Source organism: Curtobacterium sp. APC 4022 (assembly GCF_030407555.1).
Taxonomy (GTDB): domain Bacteria; phylum Actinomycetota; class Actinomycetes; order Actinomycetales; family Microbacteriaceae; genus Curtobacterium.
This window is the reverse complement of sequence record NZ_JASDDD010000009.1, coordinates 15,609-42,216: the sequence shown is the minus strand read 5'-3', so window position 1 is coordinate 42,216 and position 26,608 is coordinate 15,609. Positions and strand designations below refer to the sequence as shown.

The 26,608-nt window shown below is 65.4% G+C and carries 27 protein-coding genes and 1 tRNA gene; 15 read left to right on the top strand and 13 right to left on the bottom strand.

Going from position 1 to position 26,608, the window contains the following annotated elements; translation table 11 throughout:
• The first annotated feature begins 41 nt into the window (after positions 1 to 41).
• The 3 genes from QL987_RS04945 (at position 42) to QL987_RS04935 (ending at position 1,689) form a co-directional block, all read left to right on the top strand.
• A complete protein-coding gene (locus QL987_RS04945; RefSeq protein ID WP_290156529.1) occupies positions 42 to 878 on the top strand; it encodes an endonuclease/exonuclease/phosphatase family protein in 837 nt (278 codons plus the stop codon).
• On the top strand, positions 875 to 1,477 hold the full coding sequence (locus QL987_RS04940) for a hypothetical protein (RefSeq protein WP_290156528.1): 603 nt from the start codon (positions 875 to 877) through the stop codon (positions 1,475 to 1,477). The genes QL987_RS04945 and QL987_RS04940 overlap by 4 nt, the downstream gene beginning before the upstream one ends.
• 138 nt (positions 1,478 to 1,615) lie before the next feature.
• A tRNA-Pro gene (locus QL987_RS04935) sits at positions 1,616 to 1,689 on the top strand.
• A 396-nt stretch (positions 1,690 to 2,085) separates the two neighbouring features.
• Here the strand turns inward: QL987_RS04935 and QL987_RS04930 are convergent.
• The 3 genes from QL987_RS04930 to QL987_RS04920 form a co-directional block, all read right to left on the bottom strand.
• On the bottom strand, positions 2,086 to 4,173 hold the full coding sequence (locus QL987_RS04930; protein WP_290156527.1) for a hypothetical protein: 2,088 nt from the start codon (positions 4,171 to 4,173) through the stop codon (positions 2,086 to 2,088).
• A complete protein-coding gene (locus QL987_RS04925; protein WP_290156526.1) occupies positions 4,170 to 5,162 on the bottom strand; it encodes a hypothetical protein in 993 nt (330 codons plus the stop codon). Before QL987_RS04925 ends, QL987_RS04930 begins: the two co-directional genes overlap by 4 nt.
• A 74-nt stretch (positions 5,163 to 5,236) precedes the next feature.
• On the bottom strand, positions 5,237 to 6,115 hold the full coding sequence (locus tag QL987_RS04920) for a hypothetical protein (RefSeq protein WP_290156525.1): 879 nt from the start codon (positions 6,113 to 6,115) through the stop codon (positions 5,237 to 5,239).
• Positions 6,116 to 6,265: 150 nt separating this feature from the next.
• Here QL987_RS04920 and QL987_RS04915 point away from each other — a divergent pair, with 150 nt between their 5' ends.
• Entirely contained in the window at positions 6,266 to 6,835 is a 570-nt protein-coding gene (locus QL987_RS04915; protein ID WP_290156523.1) for a helicase associated domain-containing protein, read from the top strand.
• 101 nt (positions 6,836 to 6,936) lie between these two features.
• Here the strand turns inward: QL987_RS04915 and QL987_RS04910 are convergent, their stop codons facing one another.
• Together QL987_RS04910 and QL987_RS04905 are read right to left on the bottom strand one after the other, a co-directional pair.
• Positions 6,937 to 7,602, bottom strand: a complete 666-nt coding sequence (locus tag QL987_RS04910) for a hypothetical protein (protein WP_290156522.1) — start codon at positions 7,600 to 7,602, stop codon at positions 6,937 to 6,939.
• Positions 7,599 to 7,892, bottom strand: coding sequence for a hypothetical protein (locus QL987_RS04905; RefSeq protein WP_290156521.1), 294 nt, complete (start codon positions 7,890 to 7,892; stop codon positions 7,599 to 7,601). Before QL987_RS04905 ends, QL987_RS04910 begins: the two co-directional genes overlap by 4 nt.
• A gap of 203 nt (positions 7,893 to 8,095) precedes the next feature.
• Between QL987_RS04905 and QL987_RS04900 the strand changes: the two genes are divergently transcribed.
• Positions 8,096 to 9,169, top strand: a complete 1,074-nt coding sequence (locus tag QL987_RS04900; protein WP_290156520.1) for a RelA/SpoT domain-containing protein — start codon at positions 8,096 to 8,098, stop codon at positions 9,167 to 9,169.
• Between the two features lie 199 nt (positions 9,170 to 9,368).
• Complete coding sequence (locus QL987_RS04895) at positions 9,369 to 9,971, top strand: GNAT family N-acetyltransferase (RefSeq protein ID WP_290156519.1); 603 nt, start codon at positions 9,369 to 9,371, stop codon at positions 9,969 to 9,971.
• 802 nt (positions 9,972 to 10,773) lie between these two features.
• On the opposite strand, the gene QL987_RS04890 is transcribed toward QL987_RS04895, so the two are convergent.
• Positions 10,774 to 11,838: a hypothetical protein gene (locus QL987_RS04890; RefSeq protein ID WP_290156518.1), complete on the bottom strand. Its 1,065-nt coding sequence runs from the start codon at positions 11,836 to 11,838 to the stop codon at positions 10,774 to 10,776.
• A 233-nt stretch (positions 11,839 to 12,071) separates the two neighbouring features.
• Between QL987_RS04890 and QL987_RS04885 the strand changes: the two genes are divergently transcribed.
• Entirely contained in the window at positions 12,072 to 12,875 is an 804-nt protein-coding gene (locus tag QL987_RS04885; protein ID WP_290156517.1) for a hypothetical protein, read from the top strand.
• Positions 12,876 to 13,018: 143 nt separating this feature from the next.
• Positions 13,019 to 13,285 (top strand): hypothetical protein, encoded by a 267-nt coding sequence (locus tag QL987_RS04880; RefSeq protein ID WP_290156516.1) that lies wholly within the window; start codon positions 13,019 to 13,021, stop codon positions 13,283 to 13,285.
• 25 nt (positions 13,286 to 13,310) lie between these two features.
• On the opposite strand, the gene QL987_RS04875 is transcribed toward QL987_RS04880, so the two are convergent.
• The 7 genes from QL987_RS04875 to QL987_RS04845 form a co-directional block, all read right to left on the bottom strand.
• The gene (locus QL987_RS04875; RefSeq protein WP_290156515.1) at positions 13,311 to 14,333 is read right to left on the bottom strand and encodes a hypothetical protein; all 1,023 of its coding nucleotides are present in this window, start codon (positions 14,331 to 14,333) and stop codon (positions 13,311 to 13,313) included.
• Entirely contained in the window at positions 14,333 to 14,578 is a 246-nt protein-coding gene (locus tag QL987_RS04870) for a hypothetical protein (RefSeq protein WP_290156513.1), read from the bottom strand. The genes QL987_RS04875 and QL987_RS04870 overlap by 1 nt, the downstream gene beginning before the upstream one ends.
• Complete coding sequence (locus tag QL987_RS04865) at positions 14,575 to 15,426, bottom strand: antitoxin VbhA family protein (RefSeq protein WP_290156512.1); 852 nt, start codon at positions 15,424 to 15,426, stop codon at positions 14,575 to 14,577. Before QL987_RS04865 ends, QL987_RS04870 begins: the two co-directional genes overlap by 4 nt.
• Positions 15,427 to 15,477: 51 nt before the next feature.
• Positions 15,478 to 15,753, bottom strand: coding sequence for a hypothetical protein (locus tag QL987_RS04860; protein ID WP_290156510.1), 276 nt, complete (start codon positions 15,751 to 15,753; stop codon positions 15,478 to 15,480).
• The gene (locus QL987_RS04855) at positions 15,753 to 16,787 is read right to left on the bottom strand and encodes a hypothetical protein (protein WP_290156509.1); all 1,035 of its coding nucleotides are present in this window, start codon (positions 16,785 to 16,787) and stop codon (positions 15,753 to 15,755) included. Before QL987_RS04855 ends, QL987_RS04860 begins: the two co-directional genes overlap by 1 nt.
• Entirely contained in the window at positions 16,780 to 17,406 is a 627-nt protein-coding gene (locus tag QL987_RS04850; RefSeq protein ID WP_290156508.1) for a hypothetical protein, read from the bottom strand. The genes QL987_RS04855 and QL987_RS04850 overlap by 8 nt, the downstream gene beginning before the upstream one ends.
• Before the next feature lie 159 nt (positions 17,407 to 17,565).
• On the bottom strand, positions 17,566 to 18,159 hold the full coding sequence (locus QL987_RS04845; protein ID WP_290156507.1) for a hypothetical protein: 594 nt from the start codon (positions 18,157 to 18,159) through the stop codon (positions 17,566 to 17,568).
• A 277-nt stretch (positions 18,160 to 18,436) separates the two neighbouring features.
• Between QL987_RS04845 and QL987_RS04840 the strand changes: the two genes are divergently transcribed.
• From QL987_RS04840 to QL987_RS04810, 7 genes are all read left to right on the top strand, one after another.
• The gene (locus tag QL987_RS04840; protein ID WP_290156506.1) at positions 18,437 to 18,940 is read left to right on the top strand and encodes a hypothetical protein; all 504 of its coding nucleotides are present in this window, start codon (positions 18,437 to 18,439) and stop codon (positions 18,938 to 18,940) included.
• A 352-nt stretch (positions 18,941 to 19,292) separates the two neighbouring features.
• The gene (locus tag QL987_RS04835; protein WP_290156504.1) at positions 19,293 to 19,997 is read left to right on the top strand and encodes a hypothetical protein; all 705 of its coding nucleotides are present in this window, start codon (positions 19,293 to 19,295) and stop codon (positions 19,995 to 19,997) included.
• A gap of 41 nt (positions 19,998 to 20,038) precedes the next feature.
• Positions 20,039 to 20,443, top strand: coding sequence for a hypothetical protein (locus QL987_RS04830; RefSeq protein WP_290156502.1), 405 nt, complete (start codon positions 20,039 to 20,041; stop codon positions 20,441 to 20,443).
• Positions 20,444 to 20,618: 175 nt separating this feature from the next.
• Entirely contained in the window at positions 20,619 to 21,131 is a 513-nt protein-coding gene (locus QL987_RS04825) for a hypothetical protein (protein WP_290156500.1), read from the top strand.
• 139 nt (positions 21,132 to 21,270) lie between these two features.
• Entirely contained in the window at positions 21,271 to 23,040 is a 1,770-nt protein-coding gene (locus QL987_RS04820) for an AAA family ATPase (RefSeq protein ID WP_290156499.1), read from the top strand.
• A gap of 301 nt (positions 23,041 to 23,341) precedes the next feature.
• Positions 23,342 to 24,217 carry a HEPN/Toprim-associated domain-containing protein gene (locus tag QL987_RS04815; protein ID WP_290156498.1) on the top strand — a complete coding sequence of 292 codons (876 nt, stop codon included), beginning with the start codon at positions 23,342 to 23,344 and terminating at the stop codon, positions 24,215 to 24,217.
• Between the two features lie 61 nt (positions 24,218 to 24,278).
• Complete coding sequence (locus tag QL987_RS04810; protein ID WP_290156496.1) at positions 24,279 to 26,573, top strand: hypothetical protein; 2,295 nt, start codon at positions 24,279 to 24,281, stop codon at positions 26,571 to 26,573.
• Positions 26,574 to 26,608 lie beyond the last annotated feature (35 nt).

The following is a 26,608-nucleotide window of genomic DNA, read 5'->3' as shown; positions in this document are numbered from 1 at the left end:
ACCCTGAGAACCGCATCCGTGCCGGCTCGTAGAACGGGAGCATGCACCGACAGGCTGGCGACCGACCGCTCATCGGGCCGGTGGCGGCTCCCGACCTGCACTGCATGACCCTCAACCTGCGCCGGAGCGTGCCCCGACCCGCCGGGCACCCGGACTCGTGGGAGCACCGCCGGGACGCCGTCGTCGCGCTCGTCGCCTCCGAAGAGCCCACCGTCCTCGCCGTCCAGGAGGCTCTCCGCCCCCAGGCGGTCGACCTCGCCACCGGCATCGGGTCGCGCTGGGAAGCCCTGCTGCTCGGACGGGACCGGTACGGCGACGGCGAGGCCGTCGGGCTCCTGGTCGACACCGAGCGCTGCTCCGTCGTCGAGCGCCGGTCCTGGGCGATGTCCCGCACACCGCTCCGCCCCGGCTCCCGCTCGTGGGCGACCGCGTTCCCCCGGCATGCCGTCGGTGCGGTTCTCGACGACCACGCCACCGGTCGGCGCTTCCTCGCCCTCGCCACCCACCTCGACGTCGCATCGCCCTGGGCACGCCTCCGCTCGGCGCAGCTGCTCGGCCGGATCGTCGCCCAGTCCGGCCTGCCCGCCGTCGTGATGGCGGACTGGAACGCGCCCGTCGGGTCGGCGCCCTGGCGAGCACTGGCGGAGGCGGGCGTCCCCGACACCTGGGGGCGGGCCTCCCGGCACGAGACGGCGGAGCTCGGCACGTACGCCGCCTACCGGGAGCCGCGTGCCGACAAGCCGCGCATCGACGGCGTGCTCGCCACCGAGGACGCCGTCGTGTCCCGCGTCGCCGTCTCCACCCGGCGACCCGGGGGAGTGTGGCCGTCCGACCACCTCGCCGTGCACGCCGTGCTGTCCTTCGGGACCACCGCGTGATCGCGACCCTGGGGACGACGTTCCTGCGTCGGCCGCACGGTGCCGTCTGGGCTGCCGACGTCCTGCGGGTCCTGACGCTCGTCAGCGTGCCCGTCGCCACGGCCGTGTGGGGCGGGGTGGCGTTCGCCGTGATGTCGCTCGCGCTGCTCGGCGCCGTCGTCCCGCGCATGCTCGGGCTGCGACCGACGTTCGACACGGCCGTCGTGCTGCTCTGTCTGGTCGCCGCGTGGAGCAGTGCGCTCGACTGGTACACGACCGTGTTCCTCTGGGACAAGGTCGTCCACGTCATCCTGGTCGGGCTGCTCGCGGCGCTGCTCGTCGTCATCGCCTCGGACCTCGGCGTCGTCGCCGCGGCCCCACGTGCCGGGGTGCTGCTCTCCGCCTTCGTGGCGCTCGCCGCGGGGATGGCGGTCGGCTCCGTGTGGGAGATCGGCGAGTGGCTCGGTCACAACTTCGTCGACGACACGATCGTCGTCGGCTACGACGACACGATCGGGGACCTGGCAGCGGACGGGCTCGGGGCGCTGCTCGCCGGGTTCGCGCTGCCGTGGCTGTCACGGGAGCGCCGGATCGTCCAGCCGATGCACCTGCGGGGGTGACGCGCCCGGGTCCGGTCTCGTGGCGCGGTGGGGCTCGCGCTTCCGCTATGCTTGACGGGCTGCTCCACGCTCGGTCGGGTTTGGGGCAGGGCTCGCGGTCTCCCTGGTGGAGACGGGGTCTGGGTCCTCCGGGACTCGCGGGCTGTAGCGCAGCTTGGTAGCGCACTTGACTGGGGGTCAAGGGGTCGCAGGTTCAAATCCTGTCAGCCCGACCGAAGGGGCGAGTTAGCAATCGTCTTAAGAACTGTCAACAACGAAGAAGCCCACCGAGAATCTCGGTGGGCTTCTTCGTCTTGTTTGGGCTTGTGCTGGTGCGCGCGGCACCTGTTGTTGCTCGTTCGAGTCCGCGCGGAGCGCGCTCCCGGTTTCAGGCGCGACAAGGATCGCCACGTGTGTGTGGCGAGGGCGACGTCGGCGGCTATGGCATTGCCGTTGCCTAGGCGACGCGTCTCGTGCGCCGTCAGGGTGGCACCAGTTCGTGCGGAACAGGCGAGCGAGAGAAGTTCGGTGATCAGTCGTCTGCTCGACGTGGCGGGCCGGTCTAGGTCGCCGAACTGTTGAGCGTGCGTCGCGGCAGCTTCCGGGCTGGACGTTGAGGCAGATCTCTCCTACGTCCGCTTCTTGACCGTGCGGGTGGCGCGTTGTGCCGTGCGAGCTGCCTTCTCTGCGGCTTTTTGCTGTCTGAGTTCGAGGTCTGGTGCACCGCCGGGGAGGGTCCCCGTGTAGGTGTTCGCAAATTCACGGTCCCGTCGCTTCTGGACGGGGACGTTGCGCGGTGCCTTGCCGGCCTTTTCGCGTGCTTCTTCTCGCTCGAGTTTGCGCACGAAGTCGCAGATCATGCGGATGTTCATGGCGGCCAGGAGGAATGTCATGAAGATCTGGGCGGCTGCGAAGCCTCGGACCTGGCGGCGCGAGTCGTCGTGAAGGCTGCCGTACTTGGTGCTTTTGGCCATGGAGTTCCCGCCCTCGGAGAGGTTGCGTGCGTAGCCGTGGAAGTTGCGCCATTCCTTCGACTTGTAGCGCAGCGCCTGCTGGACCGGGGGCATGTCGTCCTGCGTGAAAAGCACGGAGTGCTGGCGGCAGATCTCCGGAAGGTCATCGCCGACCGGGAAGCCGTCCTCGGCGGGGTCGACTTCGTCGAGCGTGCGCTTCTTCGCTTCGGAAACGCGTCGGCTGATCTGCTTCAGAGGGCAGATGATCGTGGGGCTGTCGCCCGACGCGGGACACAACATCGGAACGCGGCCCTGCTCATCGGGTCGAGCCTTCGGACGGGCCGCATAGTCTTCCCGGGCGTCGATGCGAACGTTGTAGGTCGCCTCGTCGATCTTGCCCTTCAGCACATCTTCGCTGGCCGACTTGTACGCGCTGGGCATCGCGGGGCAGTAGATGCCGCCTTCGACGAAGATCAGGCCGGCGTGACCGCCGACGGGGCCGAGGTTGTCGATGCGGTACTCGGTGCTGGCTTCCCAGCCGAGCTTGCGTGCCGGCTTGTAGAGCCGTTCGGGAAGGGCGTTGGCCCAGTACTCCTTATCGGCATCCGCGATGCCGGGCAAGTGGCCCGCACCGACGATCGAGGCGAGGACGGCTGCCGCTGCTTCAGCCGTGCCGATACCCGGCATGCTCAGCGTTGCGGCCATGATGAGTTGCGGTGCGGACTTCCGGTCGCACTCTTCGAGGAAGACACGCCGCGCGAGGGTCGCGTTCCAACCCCAGAAGTACTCGGTCTCCTTCACATACTGCGGTGCCTTACCTGGTGCTGCGTCGAGACGCTTTTCGGTCTCCTTGACGTACCAGCCGGCGTGCGGTTCTACGGGTCCCGGTCGCGGTTTCCCTGCTGCGGCCTGAGCACGTTCCTTTTCAATCCTCGCTTCGATCTTGGTCTCGTTGTGTGTCATGCCCTTCTTCAGGGGCGAGGTGACGTGGGTCCCATCGAATGCGACGTCGATGTTCTTGCGCTTCGGTGCCCGACGCACTCGCCGGGGCTGCATGTAGAAGGTCATCTCAAGGAAGCGCGTAGTGAAGCGGTCGAGGCGCTCCATGCCGAGCTGCTCGCGGTCGAGGTCACGCTCGTCCCAGATCTTCTTGTTGATCTCGATGCTCTTCGACTTGTACCGGTCAGTTGGTGTGCGCCCGATCTCGTCGGGCGTCGTCGGCTCCTTGAACGTGGGGTAGGGGTCGTAGGTCTTCAAGAAGCGGCGGAAGGCGTTGCCGACGTTCTGCTCCCAGTTCTCGATCTTCATCAAGGACGGCTTGCTCGAAGGATGCGGCAAGTTGAGGAGCTCACGCGCGTCGTCGTCTAGGCCGCCGTAGAACAGGGAACCCAGCTCGACCATGAGTTGGGGCTGGTTGGCCATCGTGGCGAGCATCATTCCGGTGAGCAGGGCCAGCGGGGTGATCGTTGCCGGAGCGCCCCCACGTCCCGGGTGCCAACCGTCGACGCGGACGTAGTCCTCGTAGTCGTCGAGGACACCAGAGGCGAGGACTCGAGCTCGGGCGATCCAGGTGGTCTCGAAGTCGAAACGTCGGAAGCCCGAACGTGGGTCCGCGATCTCCTTGCCGCGAAGCGCGATGCCGGCAGCAAGGCGCTCGCGTGTGAGGATGTATGGGTCCCACTGCTCGACCGGTTCCTGCTTCGTGCGGCCGTCCTTCTTGACGTAGTCGGCTGCTGCACCGTTCGAGATGCCGTACTCGCTCATCGGGTCACCGCCTGGCGGCCGGCGCCGGTGATCGCAGCGAGGTTTGCCTCGATGGAGGTCGGACGGGCGTAGTGGTAGTAGCGGGCGACGGTGGGCACGTTGATGCCAGCGAGGCGTGCGATGAGGTTGTCCGGCACACCTTCATCGATGAGCTTCACAATCCATCCGGAACGGAGGCGCTGCGGGGTCAGCCGAACCTTTCCCGGGTGCGCCGTGATGAACGACGTGATGGGTCGGGGCGGGTACTCGTCGAACTCGTAACCGTGGAAGAGCAAGCCATCGCGGCTCTCGCAGGCAAGGTCGAGGACCGAAACCCATTCGCGACGGACGGGGACGCTTCGGGCGCGTTCGCCGCGCACGGAGACGAAGCGGTCGCCTTCCGCGGTGCGAGTGATGTCCTGACCTTCGACGGCGATGAGCTCTGCCGGGTTCAGACCGGCGCCTGCGCCGAGGGACAGGAGAACGGCGGCATTGCGACGGCTGAGGTCAGTCGGAAGACCCGTTCGCCAGCTGTTGAGTTCCGCGAGCTCGGCGCTGCGGTAGGGGGCTTTCGGGGGGCCGGCTTGGAGCGTGAGCCGGTGCGTCGGCTCACCCGTGAGCTTCGTGGTGAGGATGCCCAAGATGCGCGTGACGTCGAATCGCGTGGACGGAGCGAGATGGCTGAGCTCGGTGGCGACGTACTTGCTGATGAGCTTGTCGCGGAGTACTCGTTCCGGAGACAAGTCGCAGCCGGAGCGCATCCACTCCCAGATGACGAAGCGGCTCACGAAGGTCAGCAGACGGCGGGCGTTGTCGAAGGTGGTGGGTTCCGCTGCGCGCACGAGCTCGCGAACGAAGGGTCCGACGACCGCGAAGGCGGCGCGGTTCTTGTCAGGCAGGAAGTTGGTGATGGCGGTGTCGATCTCGGCGGCGATGGCTGGGGTCGGGGTCTTGCGTCGATGGGGCTTGCCAGTGGTGGCGTGCTGTACGCGGTTCGTGGTCCTGGTCACGATGGACCTATGCCGGACCACCGAGGTGAGGCGGGAGCAGAGGCGTGCTTCCGCTAGGACACGGGCTACTTCCGCTAGGACACGGGCAAAAAGCTCCGGTACCGGTCGAGTGCGGCGTAGGTCTGCAGCCCGGACTGCGCAAGGAGGGCATCGACCGCAATGTCCTGCTCGAGGCGCTGGCACAGCCAGGTTGACCGCATCCTCGCTGGCCTGATGTCGAGGTCCGTGGCGGTGCGGCGCACGAAGTCCGCCACCTGACCAGAGCTTGCTGAGTGACGTCCCGGCCTGAACGCCCAGTCGTCGGGGTCGTGCTCGTCCAGCGCTCGCTGGAGCACCGCCTGCCATTGATCGTCCACCGGAACGGTTCTGCGTCGCGCGTCGCGTACTCGAACGGTGCTGCCATCGTCCGCGACGTCTCGCCGGCGCACTGCGAGGAGTTCGCGGGTGGCAAGTCCGGCGCCGAACCCCAGCGCGAGAAGCACCGCGGCATCGCGGCGGCCGGCGTCTGTCCCGCGGGTTCTGGACCAGGAGTACAGCTCTGCCCGCTGCTTGGCGTTGTAGGGCGGGGTGGGAGTCGACCTGCCGATGCCATGAAGCGGCGTCGTCGGTAACTCGGTGACAATCACTTCGCTGACGCGGAGCAGCTTACCGCGCACCGTGTTCTTCGTCCCTCGGCTCAGTCCCGGCATGCCATTGATGACGAAGCTCTCGATGCGGCTGCGGCGAAACATCGTCTGCCGGTCCAGGTCGAGCGCCTTCGTCTGCCAACACCAGAGCACGAACGGTGTCAGGAACGAGTACAGCGACCGAGGGGCGACGCCGAGTTCCGCACTCACGTCATCCACCAACGCGGTGAGGAACGGTCCGATCGTCTCCCACCACGGCAACGCGAGCAGCGGTGTGTAGGTCGTGGGTGCGGGGGAGTCAGAGGTCACGAGCGTGGCGCCTTCCATGATGAGACCTCCGGAACGGTAGTGATCCCGACAGCGCAAGTCGTCCTGTTTCTGGCCTCGATTCAGCGCGCAACGGGATGGCAGCACGGATCACAGTCCGTCCGCGCATAGGCGTCCCGAGGCCGACATCCGGCCTCGGGAAGGAACCCCGTGCCGGAACACAACAGCGCGCTCGAGCAACTGCACGCCCAATGGAGCGAGATCGCCGCTCTACCTGCAGCCGAACTCACGAGCGACCAGCGGCGAGGCGTGAATTTCTACCTCGCCGACATCCAGCAGGGTGACAGTGCTGAACCGCACGTGCGCCGCTGGATCACCATGATCCACGAGCTGGATGGTTTCATCACTTCACATGGCCGACTGCCGCTGGCCAGCGCCGAGCGGCCTCGTCCTCGAACGTCGGAGCAGCGTCTCGTCGATCAGCTCGCGTACCAGCGGCGCCCGTCCACGCGTGCGGCGATGGTCGAGTACCAGTGCGCACGGTTGGAGGCGTTGCCACGCTTTGAGTGGGAGCCGCAGAACGAGCGTTGGGCAGCGTGGCTCGAGCAGCACCAAGCGTTTTGGGAGCGTGAGCAGCGGCCCCCTCGGCGACGAGCGACAGACCACGCGGAAGCGAGTATTGCGCGCTGGGTAGCACACCAGCGCGCGTCGCAGCGAAGGGGCACCCTCCCCGCTGATCGGAGCAGGCGACTCCTGGCAGTCAAGTTCAGAGTGCTGTAAGCCAATCGGCGCGCGGTCCGTTCCATAAAAGCCCCTTAGCTGTGGAACCATGAACGCTTCGCAGCCGAACCGGCTGCGAAGCGTTCATGGTTCCGTGATCGTCAGAAGGTGACGTGCACGCTGTCGTTCAGCGGGGCGGCGAGCACGGCGGTCAGCGTCTCCAGCGGGCTCCCGCTGGCAGAGTGATGGCGAACGCCCTTGAGGACCGTCAATCGGGTGGCGACGTCGTCTGGCAGGTGCCGGGAGACGGCGTCCCACACCTCGACAGTGCTTGCGCCGAGGAGGATGACTGTGACCTTCTCGGGGCTGTTCAAGAGCCGCAGCTCCTCCTGCAGCGGCTCGACCACATGCTTAAGGATGTCGACGTCGCCAGCAGCAATCGCTTTCAGCAGCGGTCCGGAGTCGGTCGTCGGGTAGTCCTTGACGATGTCGGTCAGGTACGCGCCTTCCACGGGTCCGCCAGCCAAGGCGTTCCGCAGGCTTCCGTCTCCGCCGTGGCCCTTGGCGTGGAAGTTCTGGAACTTCCCCAGTCCCTCCAGGCCCAGCTTCCCAGTGTTCCCACCCATGAAGAACACGTCTGACCGAAGGCGCTCCCACGGCTTGTTCTCCACGTCGAAGACGCTGAGGTCGTTCGTCGTCTTCCCCCAGATTGCCCAGCTGGAGTAGTTGCTGACGTCGCTGCCTGCGTACGCCCGGAACCCGTCATCGGTCATGGCTCCGCTGGCTCGCGTCTCCGCCAGATGCTCCGCCACAGTCAGCGTCGTCACAGTTCCACCTTTGTCGTTGGCTTTTGCTCATCTTGTCGGATCGCTACCGATAAAGCGACATTACGAGGCCCAGCCCCGCTGACGATCGCCTTCCACGACGACGGCTCGAGTGCCGAAAGGGTCGTGCCGAGAGCGAAGAAAAGGAGGGCCATCCCGGCGAGTGCGCCTTGCAACGACGCACCGACGACGATCGGTCCTCGGCCGACAAGCACCTCGGCCAGCTGGGTGGCCGCGGCCCAGTTCGCGTTGCCTTGTTCCGTGGGCAGGAGAGGTTCTCTGGGGCCGCTCACGGGTCGAGGGTACGTCTCGCTGTGCGCGTCAACCTGGTTCCCACGCGAAGGCGGCACCACGCAAACCAAGGCTCGCGGCGCTGGCCTGAACGCTAATGCTCGCAAGCCGATCGGCTACCGGGACGGTCAACGGCTGCCGGGAGTAATCTGCATCGTCGCCGCGGGCTCGACTCGAAGACGAAGAACTGTCATAGAATTCCATCGTGAGTGGACGCGAGTGGCCCCGAGTCGACGTCTCGATGAGCCAAATTCGTCGAGCAGGCAGGACCCTGCGCGATCCTGAGGCGTCGGCCGAGGAGCGCTCGGAAGCCCGCAAGCTAGCGCGCCAGTGGCGCGCAGCACACGCCTACCCGACGAACACGTGGCAGGTGCGGGTCCGCCGGTACGTCAGCCACATCCCCGAGGCTCTGGTCGCTCAGAGGATGAAGCGGCTCCCGTCAATCGAGCAGAAGCTGCGTCGATTCAGGAGCAGCCAGCTTCACACTATGCAGGACCTCGGCGGCGTTCGAGTGGTGCTGCCGAAGCTTGACGACGTTCGCGACCTAGAGCGGAAGCTCCTCGACCGCCCGAATAAGCACACCTTGCAGAGGCATGACGACTACCTCGCATCGCCGAAAGATGACGGGTACCGCTCGATTCACATCGTCTACGCGTACGGCACCGCTGACCCCGGACCTTGGGACGGCTACAGCGTCGAGATCCAACTGCGAACCAAGGCGCAGCACCTCTGGGCTACAGCGCTTGAAACAGTCGCCCTGTTCACGAATCAGAAGCTCAAGGCGGGGGCGGGGCTCGACTGGTGGCGGCGGTTCTTTGTGCTCATGAGCGCGGAGATTGCCGCCGGCGAAGGTCTCCCCCTCACACCCGGCACGCCAGCGACTTACGAGGAGCGTCGTCGCGAGCTGTGGGAGCTGGAGCAGCGATACGGAATCCAGGACCGCTTGCGAGGTTTCCAGCACGTCGTGTCCGAGGTAAGCGAGGGAGTCGAAGGTGCCCGATTCGTGCTCCTCGATCTCGACCTCCACGAGAGCATGTTGGAGACGACGGGATTCTCCAACCGCGAAGAAGCGACCCAGGCTTACGCCACGCTAGAGTCCGAGACACGCGAAGACGAGCACCGCGACGTGGTGCTCGTCGCGGTCGAGGGCATCGGAGGCCTGGCGGCCGCCTACCCCAACTACTTTGTCGACCTTGATCAGTTCATCACGCTCATCGACTACGCGATGGCCACCAAGCGGCCCGGTGAGGACAACGAGTGGGTCTGGCTCAGTCGTTGACCGCTGTCGCCTTGGGTGTCCGCTCGACGATCGGCTACTGCACGCTTCGGCACCCGCGGAAAGCCGGGGGTTCCGGGTGTCTGCGAGCAGCTCCGTTCGGTGTCGTCGCTCTCGCAGTGTTCCGTGTACTGAGCGCGTTCCAGACGCCGATTGGCTCGCGCGCGCTGAGCTCGATCGCAGCCAGCCGTAGCGTGGGCTTATGAACGACAGTCGGTCTGACCATTACCCGTTACATCCAGCCTTCGACCCTGACTTCGCCGAGTGGCTCAAGTCGGTCGAGGTCCTGCCCTCGGCCGGTTTCACGACCCGACAGGCGACAGCAGGTTCAAAAGACGCTCGTCTACTGAGATACCTGCAGGGCGTGTGTGAACCCATCACGATTCAAACAGAGCTATACAACGAAAACATGATCTCGGAGCAGCTGGTGCTCGTGGCGTTGATTGGTGAGACCCACGTCGGGTTCTGCGTCTCAAAGGCCGGCGCCGACGAGTCCGACCCGTTGTTCATTGAGCTCGTAGGAGTGGTGGAGGCAGCACGCGGCCGGGGCATCGGTAGCGCACTGATGCACGCCGCAGCAGAACAGGCTCCTGCTCGGACTATCGCCTTCGCGACCCAGTATGACAATCTGGCTGCGCGAAGCATGACCGCAAGCTTCGCGGCGTCGATCGGTGCTGAGCTTCGACGAGTGAACCTCGGAAGCTACCGCGACGAGGATCTCGGGATCAGGCGCGGTCTCGGATACCGTTCCTGGACGATTGAGCGCGCTCAACCGACGGCGGCTGGCGCGGCGACCAAGTCATAGCCGGCCGAGTCAGCTGCCCTCTGCGGCGGACCTGAAGCAGATCCGTATGAATCCGCGGACCTGCGTGTCCTGCAGGAGCGCTGAGAGCGTGGTCCCATAGCGGATCGGTTGTCGATCACGACTGGTCCTGCCTTCCTGTGGCGACCGATAGGTCGCCCCCTTTCAGCCTGGGTCGGTATTCACCGCCGCGCAGGTACCTTTTCCCAGCAACTATGTAGGCGTGTATCTGCTGCGCCGACGTCGTTATGGAACCTTCGCCGCGGCGGCGCACAATGCTAAAGAAAGCTCCCTCCACCTTGCCTCCCGCGATAGCGCCGTGCACGAGATACGGTTGCATGTCGCGGGGCTGTCTTGGTACGAGGATCGCGAGGACGCTTTCTGTCGCGGATGTCGGGAACTTTTCGATGATGAGGCTGTCGACCGCACAGTGCCCGTTCTTGACGTTCCCCGAACGTCAGCGGCAACGCCGCTCATCCCGTTACGCCGCTTCCCTTGGGACGCGGCGCCCTCGCGTTCGCCTTCGCCTTCATGGCTCCATCGTCTCTTGCCCAAGCGACGCTCCGCGTATGGGTACGGGCGACACCTTGACCAGCGACCTCGTGTCCAGTAGTCGATCGGCTACCTGCGGGTACCGGGACGCGTGACACGACCTGCGTCGTTCTGCGACCAATGAAGCCGCGGTGCCGGCGAGCTCCGTCAGCGACATGGAGCTTCAACTCGAAATGCACCACGAGTCATGCGGAGGGCACAAGCGTCCCTGCTGCGGATGAGTAGTTTCGGCAGCTGGGAACAGATGTCTACGTCAGTTCCCCTCGTCTGCTGATTCAGCGTGAAGGTCTGCGGAAGCGCTTTGCACATCGATGCGTAGCAGGTCCGCGGCGAGCATGTAGACCCAGGAGACGCACGACTCAACCTCGGCGCGAGACAGGTCCGCGTGAACTCCCTTGCTGGCGAGATCATCCAAAGACTTCAATCGTGTCCCCAACGACGCGAGGTTCGAGGCAATCAGATCCGCGTGCGTTGAACGACCTCGGCGCTCGAGAACCCAAGCCGTTAGCCGATTGCGGTAGTGATCGTCGTCCATGACCCGGGCCACGCCATCCTCCCCGGTGACCGGCGGCCCGGGCGGGTACAGTGCGTCGGCGAGAGCCTTGATTGCTCGTCGACATGAAGTTGCTGCGTGACTCGCCGACTCCCGTTCGCTTTCGCCGTGGCGGCTCTCTGCGGCTTGAATCGCTTCCAACGCCTCTGGAGCGCGGCGAGCGAGTTCAGCCTCAACAAATGCGCGACCCTGCGCGATGATGTCGGGTACAGACTCTCCCGCGATGAGTTGCGCTTCCGCCTCGAGCACGTAGGTGTAAGCCGCGTCCTTGATCCGTTCAAGCATCGAGCCTCGCTCAAAAAGGACTGGCCCCAACGTCGTCCTTGCCTTGTCGCGGTCGAGCGATGCCAGACCCGTGTCAAGCGGTGTCATGCCTGGGGTGATCGGGGTGTCGTGGATGGTGCGAAGAGCTTCGAGATTGAGCTCGAGCTCAGCGACGCCTGACGACATGATCCTTGGCTTCCCGTCGATGGTGACGGTTCGCCGTGCAACCACCGCTTCGAAGGCACTGGACCACCGGCGAGTCGCTTCCTCGGCACCTACCAGCGCAGTAAGCCGACTGAGCAGGTCCTTTCCCCGCTCCTTGATCTCATCTTCGGCGCTGATGCCATGGATCTCAACCCGCAACCAGAACTCAGCGAGAACATCTTGTCGAACCGTCGCCACCCGCAACGCGGCCCGCACGACGACACTTGCCGGGGCGTTCTTCACCACGGCGGACAGCGCCTCATCAACAGCTTTGGCAACTCGAGCAGACGCTTCCACCCCCAAACGGTATCGCCCGCGCTTGAACTTGGACGACATACGCGCTCGCAAACTAGGTCGGAGCAGCGCCCGATGACGTCCGCACTCCTCAGGTCAGCTGAGTGTGTAGGCGGCAGCAACCGTCGAGATGGCCAGTTGACCGTGTCGCCTACCTATTCTCCTGTGCGCAAAACGTGTCGATGCGCACCGCCACAACTCTTGGCTCACGCTTTCGGGTTGCTACTGTGCAGCTCGTGGCGGTCACTGAGGCACAACGCGCAGCTCTTATGCAGATGCTTGACACAGCGACGGACCTCGATCGGTGGAGGCTGAGAGCACAACGCCTGGAGGAGCCGGAACGAGGAAGCGAGCTCGCGCTGGATGATGAAGTCTTCCCGCCCATGCCGATCAGTCAGCTCGCACGGATGTCCTTGGTGGCTGCCGGTGAGCATCTTCGCCTCGCCCTTGACGCCGTCAAAGCGAAGCAGCTGTATCCGTCGTCGCATTTCACTGTGCTTCGAGGAGCGCTGGTTGGCGCGTCGCAGGCAGTCTGGATCCTGGCGCCCGAGGACCGGGCCGCTCGTCGCGAGCGCGGCTTAACGGTCCTATCTGAGATGTACGCGCAGATGGATAAGTACTACAAGTTCCTCAGCGGCACGCGACTTGAGCCTGACGATCGAGTCCGCCTCGGCGACCAGCAGTTGTGGTTGAGCGAGCGCCAGGATGACGTCGCTTCGGTCAGGTCGTCCAAGGCGGTTCTCAACCTCACGGATGTGATCGGAGTTGCTGCCGATCACGCGTTCGCAGAAACCGCAAAGCGCGAGGCGACACGTCGTGTGTGGCGCGAGATGAGCGCTGACGCTCACGTACTTGGGTGGTCACTCTTCCAGCGGACGGACTTCGGACCAGCCGATCGACGAACAGGGGTCGGCGAAGGGACAGCGCCGGGGAGTCCGGAACGAGTGGCGGAGCCGTTTCTGGCGTCATACGGGCTGCTACGGCAAGGGTGGTCGCTGTTCGATCGTCGCTGCGAAGAGCCTTCTAGCTCTTCGCGTTGACGTCCGATTGCCGGTCCTTCAACGGACGCGCCAGCCTGGCCCGCTCTTACAGCAACTTCTTCTGTCTCAGACGCCTAGTCCGGTGGTGTTCTCGATGAGGGCCCCGTATGCGAGCGTCGGTGCCGGCTCTTACTGTCGCGGTCATGGGTCGTCGTCGTTCGGATCGTTGGGTGCCCGGCTCGCCGTTCTCGCTCGAGGAGGATGTTCGTGGATCGGAGGTGCGTGAGCTGCCGGAGCCGTTGCCGGTGCACGAGTGGTTTCAGTTGCCAGACCTCCTGATTCGTCGAAGTGACGCCGAGGCGTACCGCCTGACCCGAGACGCCGTCGGGGTGGAGGCCGGCTGCGGCGAGACCAAGCTCGCCGCCTGGGTATGGCGCAGCTCGGTGAAGCACCGACGGCAAGTGGTGTGACTTCGATCTGATCGGTCGGTCTTCGTCAGCTGGGCAGGTTGTGCCGAAGATCGTAGCCGGTGTCGGCGAGAAACTGCAGCCGGTCCCGCACCTCTTGCAACGAGGCCGCGTCGTCGGCGTTGCGGTAGTCGGCACGGAGGAGCGTGTTGGCGGTAATGATGTCGTCGGTTCGATCGGTGTAGCCAGCGGCGGTGAGGGAGATCGTGGGATCGGCGGGTCGGACGAGCTCGGTGCCGGCGAAGCCGATCGTGTCGGGTTCGAAGCCGAGCGCTGGCATGTCGACTTCCTGTTCGGTGAACGCGACGAGCCGGTACGGCATCTCACGTTTGCTGATGGCGGGATAGCCGGGCCGGTCGGAGATGGCGCGGCCGGAGATGCGGCAGCCAACGCTGATAAGCCGTTTCGCCTGCTCGACGAGTGGCAGGTCAGACGTCCACCGGGTCCTGACGCCGCCCGGTCCTGGATAGCAGGCGATGGCGAAGTCGATGAGCCCACCGACCTGCCGTGACTCCCACCCGATGTCGGTGCGGTGCACGCGTTTGCCGAGGCGTGCGAGCCCGTCGTCCACCTGTCCAGCAGTCAGCCCTGCCCGCACCAGCCCTTCGAAGGTGGCGCCGTTAACCGCAAGCATCCGTGCGACGGCGAAGGTGACGTAGGTCGGTGCGGCGTCCTTCCATCGCTCCTTCGTGCCAAGGGCTTGTTTGCCGTCGAGCCAGACGCGGCGTCGGTCTACGTCGACCAGCAGCACCGTCGCGGTCTGCTCCGCAAGCGCAATCTGTGTCGCCGTCACTGTCCGCGGCGCCAGCAGGAGCAGTTCCGCGTCGTTCGGGTCTCCGTCCCGAGGTCGCTGGGTGAGTGTCGGGAGGCGTGCGCGGCGGCCGTCGGCGAGGCGGATCGTGTCGTGCGTCTCCACGATTGCGTGAAGCCCCGCGAGTTTCAGGACGGCGAGGGTGTTGGTGAGGTCGGTGGTGTCGCCGAGCCCGTACGGCATCGTGATTTGCGGTCGGCCGGCGTATGCGGCGTTGACCCATTCGAGCCCAGGCATCATCAGCTGGCCTCGTCCGGGGTATCGGGTTGGGTGAGGGCGATGAGCCAGCGAGTTTCTTGAAGGAACGGTTCCCACCCGGTGCGGGTGTCGCCATGGGCTGGTTCGCAGATGTTGCCGGTGTCGGTGCTGCGGATGATGACCTGCCGCAGCTCGGCGTTGCTGGGGTCGCGGAAGAACACGTGCCCGTGCACCCCGGTGAAGTCGTACGCGACGTTGAGGAGGAACAGGTCAGGCCGCCCGGTCATGGCCGCCACCGTCGTCCGCGGAACAGGGCGATGATCGTCGTCAGCGGCCGGCCTTCTCGCATCCAGTCCAACGGGGTCAGGGCCCGGTCGTTGACAGTGAGGAAGTCCAGGGGTGAGGTCATGAACTCCGTCATCGCTGCCGCGTCGAGAAGTGGTTGGGGTGCTGCCGCGTAGAGGACGTCGAGGCCTGGCAGCAGTGAGGAAGGGTCGCCGAACTCGGGCAGTGCGGGCTTGACGAGTTGCCAGTCGGGGATGCGTTCTTCGCCGTCGAGGTCGAAGCTCATCAGCCGGTTCGCTTCGAACAGTTCCCCGACCTCGTCGATGCTGATCTGCAGGGCCGCAGCGACTTCCGCCTCGGTGAGGGTCGTGTTGAGAAGGTTCCGGCGGATCCGGGCTTGCGTTGCCCGCCACCAGTCCTCGGGAACGTCCGCCGGACCGACCGCGGAGTGTTCGGGTTGGCGGGGGATCTGTCGGCCTTCGTCGGCGTACGCGGACAGCTGCTCGCGAGTGACTTCACCTCGGGCGTACATCCACAGCTGCGACTGCCACGGCATGTCGCCCGGGAACCCTTCCAAGTAGCCCGAGTGGATCACCGCCCGAACGGCCTTCTCTCGCTTCGCGATTTCGGAGGCGGGGATGAGGAGGGTTTGCACGATGCGATTCACCTCTCGCACCGCCGGCACGCTCAGGTCCGACAGGACCGTGTTGGTCCTGTCGTAGAGCTCGTACCCGGGCTCGACGTCAATGGGTCGGACAAGGATCTGCGCCAGGTGCGCATCCGGGTCCTCGGTGTCCTCGAGGAGCACGTGCCCCCAAAGGATCCGGTCGTTCGACAGGTGCATGGACACCAGACGCATCATCAGCAACTACCTCCAAGGGCAGGTATGAGCAGAGCGGGGTTACGGCTGCGGGAAGTCGGAGACGGTTCGGCTGATGCGGTCCGGCGTGTAGCGAAGGAGGAACCGCATGATGCGGTCCGCTTCGACCATCGCCAGAACCGTCGGGTCCTGCGCTGTCGGGTCGACGTTGGTGAGGCGGAACCACGGCGCTTCGTCGGCGTGATCGATGAGGACAACGGCCGGCTTGTCGTCTGGGTGGTCGGGGTCGGTGAACATGACGGAGCCGAAGAACCGAGTGTCGTCGTAGGCCAGCGTCAGCGACAGCAGCTGCAGCATCAGCCCACCCCGCCCTTACCGCTGCCGCTGTTAGGGTGCCAGCGGAGATCATGGGCGAGGTCTGATCGGAAGTGCAGCAGCTGCCGCAACCCGTTCAGGGCATCCGTGTTCGCGGTAACCCAGCTGTCTTGGTAGAGGACATGGGCGGTGATGAAGTCGTTCGTGCAGCACCCCTCAGCGCCGGTCAGAACGGTGATGTCCTGCGGGATGACGACCGACACCGTCGCCTCATTCGCGGTGGCGGGCTCATACCCGAGCGACGCCATGTCGGGGTGGTGGTTGAAGAATGCCGTCAGCCGGTTCGGTGGGACGATGACGCCGGACTGGTGTGCCGCCCACCGGTCCGACATCACCCCGCCCAGCGCGATGAGCTGGTCTGCTTGCTCGTCGATGGTGGTTCCGCGGCGCCAGCAGGTCCGGATTCCGCCGTAACCCGGGTACGCCGCCAACACCCAGTCGCACAGGGCAGCCCGGTCGGCTGCTTCCCACCCGATCGGCGTGTGGAACACGTTCGCCGCGAGAGCTGGCATCGCGGCACGCACGTCATCGAGCGGGATGCCGATGCGGTCCGCGATCGACTGGGAACCGCCGCCATGCAGGGCGATGCTGCGGGCGATCGCGAACACCGTCCGCCACCCAGGGGTTGCGTCCCGCTCCATGGACGACCCGTACACCTGCTTGCCGTTCGCCCAGACGCGTTGCCGTTTCCCGTTCACGACCACGAGGTCCGGGTAGCGGCGGGCGAGCGAGAGGACGCCGCCTTCGGACCCGCCGGGCAGGACGATGAGGTCCTCGGTCCGTTCGACGGGTGTGCCGTCGTCGTTGATCGTCGCGGTTGGGTTCGGGGTGGACAGGAACCCGGACCGGCCGTTCTCGAACCGGAGCCGGTCGAACGCCTCCACACGAGCGGGCATCCCCGCCGCCGCGAGCGCGACCAGCGTCTGGGTGATGTCGATCGTCCACCCGAGCCCGAACGGTAACGACAGAATCGTCTGCTGGTGTCGGATGTTCTGCACCCACTGCCGATCACTCATCAGCGCCGACCCCGCCCGGCGATGGCGGCCGAGGCGCATCGCGGCCAGCGAGCCGCGGGTCGTCTTCGGCGAGCCGCTCGAGCCCGAGCCCGGATGCGTCGAGGATGGCGTTCTCGGACTCCGAGGTGGCGACGAACGACCCGATCTGCGCGTTGACCGCGACAAGAGTCCCGATACGACTCCGCGCGTCCAACACGACCGCGGCGACCTCCTCAGCGGTGCAGTCGGACGTTAGCTCCGGCTTCGACGGATGCAGAGCCGGGAACTCGAGCTGCTGCACCGGCGGATGCCACTTCACCCCAACCCGCAGAACCCGGCCGTCAGCGTCGTTGCGGTAGAACATCGAACCGAACGGATGACCCATGTCGAGGGTGAGGTCCGCGCCGTACAGCGTCCAACCGCTGGCCGCGTACGCGGGATCCCAGCGCTGAACGGTGAGAGCGCCGAGACCCATCTTCAGGCCCGAGATCAGCGACTGGTCGTCCTGCAAGTCGGCGTAGAGGGCCTGCAGGTTCGGGGGACTCTGGTCGCGCAGGTCCGCTAGCGGGATGCGGGCCATGCCGCTGATGGCGGCGGGTTGCCGCGCACGGCGGCGCGGGTCGTTGTCGGTGTTCGGCATGCGGCTCCTTCTCGCTCGCCCACTCCGGAACTCAGCAGGGGCAGCCGCTTCGCTGCCAACAGCAGCAGCTTTGGAGTTGGGGGGACGATCCCGACCGTAGGGACGAAGCAACCGTGAGAGCCAGGGGTTCGAGCCGCTCGAGGCCAGGAACAGGAAAAGTCAGACAGCGTGCAACGACGCTGCTGCCTCGCGCTTCAGACGCTTTTTCTCGTTCCGTCGCTCGGTAGCGGCGCGCTTCTTGTCGAGGGCGATGCGGCGGGGGTCACCGAACTGGCCGGCGTTGTCGACTTGGCGGAGGGACTCTGCTCGCGCCCTGGCCCCGCACCTCCCACACTGCTCGCCAGCGAGGTGGTTCTTCGGCATGACGCTGAAGGCCCCGTGCTCGAAGCAGCGGATGCGGATGCTGGTTCGCTGGTCGACGAAGTCGACGTTCCGGTAGTCATACCGGGACCCGTGAACCTCGCGCGCTCGGTCGAGGAAGAGTTGCAAGCGGCGCGCGGCCGGTCCGCGACGCGTGGAGCAGTCGTGGCAGCCCTGCCCAGAAATCACTCGGCCCTTCACCGTTTTCGCCTTGTGGTCCTGCGGCGCCATCCGGAAGACCCCGTGCTCCGGGCAGATGATCCGCACTCGTGTCTTGACGTTGACGAACTCGTCGGGCAGCAGCGAGTAGTCGTAGCGGCCGCCGTGCTCAGCGTCCGCAGCGGCGATGAACGCGTGGCAGCGGGCCAGACGGGTGGCAGTGATGTGGTCCAAGAGGAACTCCTTGCGATGACGGAGTTCCCTCTATGCCGCCGCCGACCGCCAAGACGGGCTCGAAAGGCCGTCAGCCGCGCTTGCGGTTGCGGGGATCGGTTGCGGCTCGTCTGTCACTTGACCGCGGAACAGGAGGAAGCCCTGATCAGCGCCTCGGGTGAGCGCTGTGGATCAGGGATCCCAGATCTGCGATCACAGCTCGCCGTCGGCAGCGCGCACAGAGGGGGAGCGCACCACGAACCGGTGCCGACCACCCCCGTACGAAAGGGCCCACACCATGGCTTCCCACCAGAACCGCAACCGTCACGAGCGTCGCCGCGAGATGCAGATCGTCCTCGACTGGCTCGACCTCAACGGCCGCGGCATCGACAAGCTCTACGACCACCTCCTCGCCGGCCCGGGCGGCAAGCGGCAGTTCCGGGCCCACTACCGCGTCGAACCGTTCCTGGACGAGCCGGACGTGTTCGCGTTCCAGATCGCCACCATCCGCAAGCTCCGCACCGACGCGGACTTCCAGCGCTGCGCCGAGCAGCACTTCCTCCTCCAGTACGACCGCGACGAAGCCGCAGCCGCCGCGCTGGCTGGGTTCAACGGTGTCGCTGAGCTCCGCCGACAGCACTGGGGCGACGACCCGAACATCGTCGAGGCGGGACGGCGGCTGCTTTCGCTCCTGCGCGCCGGCGTCGCCACCCGTGAGCAGTACCGGGCCGCCGAGGACCAGTGGGGAACCACCTGGACGGACCTCACCACCTTCCACGCACACGCCACCGCAGACGCCTAAACGCAAAACTCCCCGCTGGCCCGAACGAGCCGGCATAGAGACCTCGAAGCCAGCCACACGGCAGGCGAGCACCACACTGCAGCACACGTCACGACGAGACCGCACCCTTACCCGGTCCTCGGACAGCACGCGGGAAGGTGCCCGCCCGGCCGCCCGCCAGAACGTACTCACTCCCAGCCGGCCGAAACCCGCCGGCATAGAGACACCAAGCCCAACGGAACGGGCGAGCACGACTGCCATCCGCGCACCGCAGTAGATCCATGTTGAGAGGTCGCCAGTGCGGGACAGCAGTCGTGCTCGCCCACCATCACGGCACGACACACATCAGCCTCAAATCAGAAGGAAGAGGACCATGACCGTCATCACCGCTTGCACCAACCGCCGAGCCCACCGTCACACCCTCCGCGAGCTGCGCCCCCTCGACGCGTACGCCGACTCGGTTCCGCGGAACCTCATCGACAAGTACATCGAGCTTCACGAGCAGCCCGACGCCCGCAAGCAGTACCGCGCCGCGACGGGGTACACCGGAACCCTCCGGCACCTCTTCACCTTCGTCCGGACCTACCGCCCGTTCCCGACCGCGGTCAAAGCTCACCCATTCGGGAGGGGCCTGACGTATCTCGAACCGGTGTACGAGATCTGGGACGCCCACATTGCCGCCGCGCTCGCCACACTCGAAGCCGACGAACTGGAGACCGTTCGCGAGCTCGACGTGACCGTGGACGCTCTCCAGGATCAGCACTGGCACGCCACCAGCGACGCGAAGGAGCGAGCAGAGAAGCGTCGAACGCTCGCAGCGCTCCGCGCCGGGCTCCTCACCGGCCCTTCGCTGCAGCTCGCCGTCCGACGCTGGGGAACCACCGCTTGGGAAGACCTCGCAACGTTCCGCGAGCCCGACGCCGCTCAGTCCACCGGACGGCGTCGCAACTTGACCGGGTCAACGCTCTACTCCCGGTTCCCGGGACCCAGCGTTGAAATGGGAAACCTCGCCCTCGACTTGCCCCGAGACCCGTCCATGGCCCGAAACAACAAGACGCCCGCCGGCGCCCGCCGCTAGTTGCCCCCCTCACACACCAGATCGATCACAAAGGAACCACCATGATCAACGACAACGCCAAGACCCCCATCAGCAGCAGCCCCAAGCCGGAGAACGCCGCCCAGGACTCCCGCAAGCCGAACCAGAATCACGACGCAGCTGCCCGCTCGCGGAGCAGCCAGCAGATCCTGACCACCCTCACCGAGTGGCGCCGCGCCGACAACGTCGCCCGACGCCCGAAGCGCGCCGCTGCAGCAACGCTGCCCGTACTCCAGCGAGACGGCGCTATGTACGCGCCTGCTCTGCCCCGCGACCTCGCCGTTACGTTCGACGCTACCCACGTCACGCGGCCCGACCAGGTCAGCCTGCGCCAGCACGAGGCCAAGCAGTCCCTCAGCGCGAACCCCCTGCGTTCCGGCGCGAACCACCGGATCACCGGGTGCCAGCTCCGAACCAACGCCTTGTAGTCGACCCAGACTGAACACGACGAACCCCTCCCGAACCGGGAGGGGTTCGTTGTGTTCCCACCTATCCATCGCTTCGCTGCTGCCAGCTGGCAGCCGCCGTCCACCAGCTGCCCGCCGCAACAAGCCCTACGTACTGTCCGGGCCAAATGTCGGAGGTGCCGTGCAGATTGCGTTCGTGACCGACATCATCGGCGGAACCCTCGGCCCCCTCATCAACGGCGCTGTCGGGAGCACCCAGCGGCGGCGAGACGACGAACGTCAGCGCCGTCGCGCGGCGGCAGCTGAACTCCTCGCGTGGATGGTGCCGATGGTCGAGCAGCTGCATCGCCTGCGCGACCGTCGCGACACCTCGTTCTGGGTCGAGCACATCCCGATCGCGTACCGCAGCCTGGACGCGGTGAAAGTCCGGCTCCCACGTCAATGGCGACACCTCAAGCGGTCGACGCGCGCTTGCCTCGGTGAAGCGCTCGGCAACGGGCTCATTTTTCTCGATACCGGGGACGACGTCCTCAGTGACACGATCGACTACAGCGCCCGGTGGTCGAGCAACGCCGCCGACTACCTCGCTCTGTGCCTCTCGCGGATCCGCGAGTGGGAGAACGACTGGAGTGAACGCTCCGCGCAGCGGATATCGATCCCGGACTTCGACGACTGGCTGCGCATCACCGAGCGGCACCCGACGTACTGACTCCTGCCCGGCAGCGCCGTGAGCAAAGGGCTTGAGATCTTTACGACGTTCTGGCGGGTGCGACGTCCCCATGGTGCACGGGTCCTGGCCGGAGTTCCGAGGCGCTATCCTGCACAGCAGATTCCACTGAGGAGGGGCTGTGGCCGTAAACGACTACGAACAACGATTTGCGCTCGAGCCCGAACTGCGGGGCGGGAATGCGGATCTGTTCTCGCTCCGTATCGGGTCGGTCAGCGTCCGAGGCGGTACATCGGTCCCGATCTCCACGACCGGTGTCACAGTCGTGGTTGGGGGAAACAATGCGGGCAAGTCAACGCTGCTGCGCCAGATGCATGCGTCTTTGGTCGCTGGGTGGGGCGCGACGGTGCTGCCGCAGCCGTACCTGTTGACCTCGCAGGAGCTGCTCCTGGGCGGCACGCAGGCGGACGCGCACGCCTGGTTTGCCGCGGATGCATACGCCAGCGATACCGGCTACGTCCGCGGCAGCGTCAACGTGACTCCGCAAGAAGTCAACCTCGCCTACACGTTCACGCCGAGGGCGCACCTTTCGAACTTCGGCGCCTCGCTTGCATTGATGCCGAACGCCCGAACCCGTTTCGAAGCGATCCGTGCGGTCCCGCGCCGCTCAAACATCAGCGACCCGCCGAACCTCGACCTGCACTACTTCGAGGAAGAGACGGAGCTGATGCGCTCCCTCAACACGTATACGAAGGACATCTTCGGTACCGGAGTCACTCTCGACTGGTTGAGCGGCAACGTCATCCTCCGATACGGCGAAACCACGGTGATACCCAATTTCGAGGATCTCACACCGTACCGGGAAAACATGGCCAAGCTGCCGCCGGTGGAGTCGCAAGGTGACGGTGTCGGTTCAACACTTGGACTGCTGGTCCCACTCATCGCTGGTCGGAATCAAATCTCATTCGTCGATGAGCCGGAGGCATTCCTGCATCCGCCGCAGGCATTCAAGCTCGGTCGCATCGTCGCGGAGATCACTGCCGAACGGCGCAGCCAGCTCATCGTCGCCACACACGACCGAAACTTCGTCGCCGGTGTCCTGTCCTTGCAGGGTGCCGATCGAACTGTCATCCGGCTCGACAGGAGCGGGGACACGACCACCGCGCACCGCGTCGACCCCGCGGAACTCGCGAAAGCGTGGACGAGTCCACTGCTTCGGCATAGCAACATCCTCGACGGGCTCTTCCACCGGGCCGTCGTCATCGCCGAGAACGAACGCGACTGCCTGTTCTACGCGGCAGCGCTCGATGAAGCCGCTCCGCTACCCGACGGGTTGCTGCCGAACGACGTCCTATTCGTATCGGCGCACGGCAAGGGCGGGGCGACGGAGATCGCCTCGATCCTTCACGCCGCGAGGGTACCGGTACTCGCCGCGTTGGACATCGATGCGTTGAAGGAAAAAAGCACTCTCAAGACGCTTGTCGAAGCGATGGGTGCAACGTGGACCACCGACATCGATAAGGACTACGAAAAAGCCACAGCCGAGTTCCGACAAGCTCGAAAGCCGGTGACGAAGGGCGATGTGCAGCTTGCTGTGGACGGTGTTCTCGGCGAAGCACCCGACGCGGCTTACACCGGCGCCACGCGTCGGGCGGTCACACGCGCTTTGGCAGCCGACGACCCGTGGGCGGACGTGAAGCGATACGGCATGAACGGCTTCCGCGCCGACCGTCAGGCAGCGGACCGGCTCGTGACGGCGCTCGCGTCGGAGGGCGTCGTCTTAGTCCCCGTCGGCGAACTAGAGGGGTTCGCGCCAAGTCTCGGCGTCAAGAAGGGGCCGGAGTGGCTGCCGGCAGCGCTGGCTGCCGACGCGCACAAGGATCCTGCCTCATCGGCGTTCGCGGCGCAGCTCGCCGCGGCGGTGATCGCACGGGAGAAAGCCTTGCTGTAACGACGCATGGGCAGACGGGAGCGGCGCCGCCGGAACCGGGCCGTGGACGCCAAGCACTCCTGTCGACAAGACCCATCGCATTGACGACGGCGGATCGACATCGCTCCAGCAGCGGACAGGATACTCAGGTCAGGAGTCAACTGAACCTGCAACAGTCCCGAGAGCGCGAACCGACCGATGCGGCTCGACATCGACGCACTCACCATCGTTGTCGACGAGGTATACGGGCCCGTCGAGCTCGCTGGGTTCGGTAGCGGCGCGAACTGGGTAGGGGATCGACGGAAAATGCGAGGATTTGTTCGTGGGCACAGAGATCACGTTGTCGCTCAACGGCGTCGACATCGACTATGGCAAAAACCGCTACTGGAAGAACCATCATTGGCTATTCCCGCCGGGGAGTCTCACCGACATCACGTATCGATACGCGAACGACGAGGTTGAAACGAAGCCCGGCTTCCAGACCACCCTGAACGAGGCCGGCTTTCGACTCCGCCACCTCGGTTACTCCCTTCAAGAGACGGAGACCAAGTTCGACGCCGCGGTGAGCCGATGGAATCGGACAGCGGACCTCCAGCTCACCTTCGAGGACTTCCGTGCTGCTCTCACCAGCATCGACTTCGGCACGCTCACCCCAGCGGACCTGGCGCCGATCATCTGGGACTTCCGCGTTTACGTGAGGAGCCTGCTCTCGGCTTGGGATACGAATGAGGCAGGGCTCGAAGAATTCATCGCAAGCCTCGACTTCGCAATCACCCTCCGAACGCTCGCCGACCGCCCAGCAAACGGCCCGCTCGCGCTCCGATGGCACCATCAAGACTTGGTCGAGAGCGGCTGGGTATCCGTCGATGACCTGACCGACATCGACCGGCAAGCGTTGATCATCGGCCACACCATGTTCTACGGGCGCCTGCAAGACCACGCCGCCAAACCGACCGTGAAGGGGTTCGACTCCTGGCTCACAGGCTACGGATTGCCCAAGGCGACGCCGTACGTGAAGGTCAACCCGGACGGCACATTGACCCCAGAGGTGACGACCCTTCCCACCGCGGTCCGCAACATGATCCATCACCCGGAGAACCCTAATAACGTGCTGTCGGATGCGGATCTGCATGACAGCGTCGAGAGTCTTCTGCGAGTCGTGATGGCCCTTCCAACTCCGCTTCCCGGGCTCACCTAGCACCGCGTGTCGTCGTGAACGTCCCCTCGCGGGTGCTGCGACTCTGGTTAGATCAGCCTCGATGCCCGGGCCTGACTACGAACTCCACAAGCTCGGCTGGCGAGCCTTCCAAGACCTCTGCGCTGTCGTTCTCCAGGAGACCCTGGGGCAGACCTTCACCGCGTTCGCAGACACGAACGACGCCGGTCAAGATGGGGCCTTTCATGGCCTGTGGGCGGCGCCTGGAGACCACGCGGTCACGGAACTCGAAGACTTTGTCACGACCGCGATGCCCGTCGTCGTGCAATGCAAGTTCAGCGTCGAGCCGTCAGGGACGCTGTCGCCGGGAGACCTTGAAGACGAACTCGCCAAGATCGAAGCGTTGCACGCTCGTGGGCTCTGCGACGGCTACATGGTGTTGACTAACCTGCGCGTCACCGGCCGGACACAGGCTTGGTTTGCGGAGGAAGTGCGCGAGCGTGGCCCCAAGGTTGCGGCGATTCTTCCCGGCGGCTGGATCTGCACGCAGATCGAGATAAACTGGAACCTGCGTCGGTACGTACCGCGTGTCTATGGGCTCGGCGACCTCACGGGCATCCTGGACGAGCGCAGGATGCGCCAAGCTCGCGCACTTCTCACAAGCTTGACCCGAGAACTGGAAACCTTCGTCCCTACCGGCGCGTACCGAGGCGCAAGTGACGCCATCACCGAGCACGGGTTCGTATTGCTGCTTGGCGAACCTGCCAGCGGGAAGTCGACCATCGCAGCGATGCTCTGCATGACTGCGCTCGACAACTGGCAGTGCGATGTGATGCGCGTCGATGGCCCTGATGAGCTCCTCGCACACTGGAACCCCGACGACCCCCGGCAGATGTTCTGGGTCGACGACGCTTTCGGCAGCATCCGACACGAACCGCACCTAACCGACGCCTGGGTACGACGGATGCCCGAGGTCATGGCGGCAGTCGATCACGGCGCTCGCGTGCTGATGACGAGCCGCGACTACATCTACCGTGAAGCGCGTCCGAGGATGAAGGAGTACGCCTTCCCCCGGCTGAAAGAGCATCAGGTTGTCATCGACATCACTGCCCTGAGCCTCTCCGAGAAGGAGCAGATGCTCTACAACCACTTGAAGGCAGGCGATCAGGCGGCCGGGGTATTGGACGAGTGGCGACCACACCTGCGCGCGATCGCGGCCGCAACTCGATTCCAGCCGGAGGTGGCGCGACGTCTGTCCTTGCAGGACTTCGTACCCGCCTCCGGGCTGAAGGGCGAGGCCGCGCTGGTGTCATACTTCGAGCATCCGAATGAGTTTCTGGTCGACGTGCTCGACGGCCTCGACCCAGCGCAGCGCGCAGCACTCGCAGCGGTCTACCTCTCGGGCGGAGACCTCCTAGCGCCATTCGCGCCAGACGAACGGCTGATAGGAGCGGTGACGGCTCTGGGCGCAACGGTCGCCGAGACAGCCCGCGCCTTCTCGGCCATTGAAGGCACCTTCCTGTCCCAAAACGTGAGAGCGGACGGAAACACTGTCTGGCGCCTCCACCACCCGACGATCAGAGAAGGCTTCGCTGCCTCCGTTGCCCGTGACATCTCCACGCTGTCGGTCTATCTCGAAGGCATGACGGTCGATGAGCTCGTTTCCCAACTCGACTGCGGCGGCCCGAACCAGCGGGGGACGCTGGTTCAAGTTCCACCCCCCATGTATCGGCTGATTGTCCCGCGCATCCCTGTCCCCGAACGGCGGGAGTGGTCGAGAGGCCCCCGAGCGTGGTTCCTACAAACACGGTGTTCCGACGAATTCCTGCGCATGTGGGCGGATGCGCACCAGGACGCGCTACCCGGCATGGCCGAGTTCGGGATGATGGTGGACGCAATGTGGGAGCCCGCTGTCCTAAGCCGATTGAATGAAGCGGCGGCCTTGCCCGAAGAGGTGCGCCGCAAAGCGGTCGAGCGCATCGTCGACTACAGCATCAACGACCTGGACCCGGCTTGGGCAGACCCATCCCTCGCCGGTCTCCTCACCGCACAAGAACGCGCAGACCTGCACAGGCGAGTTGAAGAAGACGTGCTGCCAGAGCTGGAGCAGCGCATCGACACTCATGTTGACTCGATCATCAGCGACTTGACCAAGGAACAGCTTTACCAAACTCCACGCGACTACGTCGCCGCCATTCGAAGCGCCTTCCCCGAGAGTCCGGACGTTCTCGCACTTTGCGACCGCGCAGAAGAACACATCAACAACCGTGCGTTCAGCGACGAGGACGAAGACGAGCTGCCCGCTGAGAGCTCGGGATTGGCGGCGCCGGCTCGACCTGCCTTCAGTGAGATCTCCAGCCAGCGCGATCCATTCGAGGACGTCGCCGCCGGCCACTGAGCGACAGCGTCGCCGCCGAGGCGCACCTGATCGTG